Source organism: Abiotrophia sp. HMSC24B09, from assembly GCF_001815865.1.
Taxonomy (GTDB): Bacteria; Bacillota; Bacilli; order Lactobacillales; family Aerococcaceae; genus Abiotrophia.
Genome location: NZ_KV822199.1, coordinates 1 through 3,019 on the forward strand (window position 1 = coordinate 1; position 3,019 = coordinate 3,019).

Genomic DNA, 3,019 nt, shown 5'->3' on the forward strand with positions numbered 1-3,019 from the left:
TGAGCGGGAGCTGGCTTTGCCTGAAGTGACTGACTTCCAATCTCTGACCGGGTCAGGGATTCAAGTCCGGCTAGATCAGGCGACTTATTACCTGGGCAACCGACGGCTCATGCAAGAGCAGGGGCTGGATTTGGGTCAGGCAGAAGACCAGGCGGCGGCTTTGGCGGCTGGGGGCAAGACGCCAATTTATGTGGCCAATGAGCATGAGCTCCTAGGCCTGATTGCGGTAGCCGACCCGCTCAAGGAGACCAGTCCGGAGGCTGTCCGCCGCCTCAAGGCCATGGGCTTGCAGGTCATTATGTTGACGGGCGACAATGCCAAGACGGCGCAAGCTTTGGCTGCGGAAGCTGGCATTGATCAGGTTATTAGTGACGTTCTGCCTGCGGACAAGGCCCAGGTAGTGGCTGATTTGCAGGCTAAGGGACTCAAGATAGCCATGGTAGGGGACGGCATCAATGATGCGCCTGCCCTGGCTCAGGCAGATGTGGGCTTGGCCATTGGCCGGGGAACGGACGTAGCCATCGAGTCGGCCGACATGGTCCTCATGGGCTCTGACCTGACCAGCGTGGCGACCGCCATCAAGCTTAGTCAGGCCACCATCCGCAATATTAAAGAGAACCTATTCTGGGCATTTGCCTACAATGTGCTGGGCATCCCAGTAGCCATGGGGGTCTTGCACCTCTTTGGCGGGCCGCTTCTCAACCCCATGTTGGCGGGCGCGGCCATGAGCTTCAGCTCCGTCTCAGTCATTGTCAATGCCTTGCGCCTACGTCGTTTTAAGGCTTAAGAGTAAAAGGAGAGATTATAATGGAAAAAACTTATCTAGTAGAAGCCATGAAATGTGGTGGCTGTGCCAAGAATATTGAGAACCTACTTAGCCAGGTAGCCGGCGTCCAAGCCGTAAGCACCGACCTGGCCAGCAAAAGCGTGACCGTCAGCGGTCAGGTAGACCAAGCCAGCTTACAAGCAGCCTTGGCGCAAACTAAATATGTCCTGGCTGCTAAGTAGTTGGGTTAAGGAGGAAGACTAGCTCTATGGGGCTGGTCTTTTTCTTGGGGTTGGGGAAGCTGCCATCCATTCTGACATCGACGAAGTCAGCCAAGACCTCTTGATTGGTATGAAAGCTGTCTACGACAAGCACTTGTGGACTATGAAGGCTTACTTGGGCTAAAAAATATCAAATGAAGTAGTTGGGAGCCGTTTTCCGGCTCCTTTTTTTACATCTGAAACTTTGTATGCTATACTAGGTTTGTGAAAAGAAGTTACGGATGTAATCTTGACGATTTGGATTGAGGAAGGTGATGACCATGTCACAAGAATATGCGATTCAAGGCTTGTCTTGCGCTTCTTGTGCCCATGCAGTGGAAGTGGCCCTGCAGGCTGTGGCAGGCGTCCAGTCTGCCCATGTTAACTTAGCAACTGAAAAAGTAGTCGTAGAGGCGGACGCCGAGGTCTGCCCTCTAGTCATGCAAGCAGCGGTTCAGGCGGCGGGTTATAATTTAGTCCTGCCCCTGGTGACACAGAACTTTGCCGTGTCTGGTCTGTCCTGCGCTTCCTGTGCTGCCAATTTGGAGGCGGCTGTGGGACGCTTAGCAGGTCTGGCCTCAGCCGTAGTGAATTTTGCCACCCAAGTCTTGACGGTGACCTATCCACTTGGCGCCATCGATGTAGAGCAAATTAGTCAGGCCGTGGAAGCAACTGGCTATCATGCCCAGTTATTGACGGATCAAGCAAGTGCCAGCCAGGCCCAAATCCAGCAAGAGGCGGATCAGGCGGCCCAAGCCAAGGCCAGCCACCAAGCAGCCCTCTGGCGTCGTTTCTGGCTGTCGGCCATTTTCGCCTTGCCACTGCTCTGTCTAGCCATGGCCGAAATGGTGGGCCTGACCCTACCAACTTGGCTCAGCCATCGCGGAGGTGGTCAGCTCTTTGTTGGTCTGCAGCTGGCCTTGACCCTGCCCATTCTCTGGCTGGGGCGGTCCTTCTTCCTAAATGGCTTTAAGCATTTAGTCAAAGGGCATCCTAATATGGATTCTCTGGTGGCCCTGGGAACTAGCGCGGCGGTAGCCTATAGTCTCTATAGTAGTATTCAGGTCTGGTTGGGCAACCACCATGCGGCCATGTCCCTCTATTATGAGTCAGCCGGCGTCATCCTGACCCTGGTGACACTAGGTAAATATTTCGAAGCTCGGTCCAAGGGCCAGACTTCAGCTGCCATTCAGGCCCTGATTAAGCTGGCCCCTCAAGAGGCTCAGGTCTTACGAGAAGGCCAGGAAGTGACCTTGCCACTGGACCAAGTCCAAGTGGGCGACCTAGTTCGGGTCCGTCCTGGACAAAAGATTCCGGTCGACGGCCGCGTAGTTGAAGGCCAATCCTGGGTGGACGAGTCCATGTTGACCGGTGAGAGCCTGCCGGTTGCTAAAAAGGTAGGCGACCAAGTGGTGGGCGCCAGCCTCAACCAGCAAGGGTCTTTAATTGTTGAAACCAATAAAGTGGGCCAAGACACCACCTTGGCGCAGATTATTCATTTAGTTCAAGCAGCTCAAGGCTCTAAAGCGCCTATTGCCCAGTTGGCTGACCGGGTTTCGGCTGTCTTCGTGCCGGTCGTTATGACCTTGGCTCTAGTGGCTGGTCTGGCCTGGTACCTGATTGGCGGCCAGTCCTGGGCCTTTGCCTTGACCATTAGCATTGCAGTCCTCGTGATTGCCTGTCCATGTGCGCTGGGTCTGGCCACACCAACCGCTATTATGGTGGGGACCGGTAAGGGGGCCGAGCAGGGCATTCTGATTAAGTCCGGGACCGCCCTGGAAATGGCCCACCAAGTGGACGCGGTAGTCTTGGATAAGACGGGGACCCTGACCCAGGGCCAACCCCAAGTGACCGATGTGCTGCCTCTGACAGGCTGGACGCCAGATCAGTTACTAGCCTTGGCAGCTGCGGCTGAAGTTAACTCTGAGCACCCACTGGGTCAAGCCATTGTGGCCGGGGCCCGTGAGCGGGAGCTGGCTTTGCCTGAAGTGAC

Annotated in this window: 3 protein-coding genes; all 3 read left to right on the forward strand. The window is 55.4% G+C overall.

Annotated features, from left to right (window positions below; all coding sequences use genetic code 11):
• Positions 1-787 (forward strand): HAD-IC family P-type ATPase (locus HMPREF3093_RS03990; protein WP_143227650.1); only part of this gene is annotated, 787 nt, incomplete at its 5' end.
• Between the two features lie 20 nt (positions 788-807).
• Positions 808-1,008 (forward strand): heavy-metal-associated domain-containing protein, encoded by a 201-nt coding sequence (locus HMPREF3093_RS03995; RefSeq protein WP_070755718.1) that lies wholly within the window; start codon positions 808-810, stop codon positions 1,006-1,008.
• Between the two features lie 299 nt (positions 1,009-1,307).
• On the forward strand, positions 1,308-3,019 hold a 1,712-nt coding region (locus HMPREF3093_RS04000; RefSeq protein WP_070755719.1), incomplete at its 3' end, for a heavy metal translocating P-type ATPase.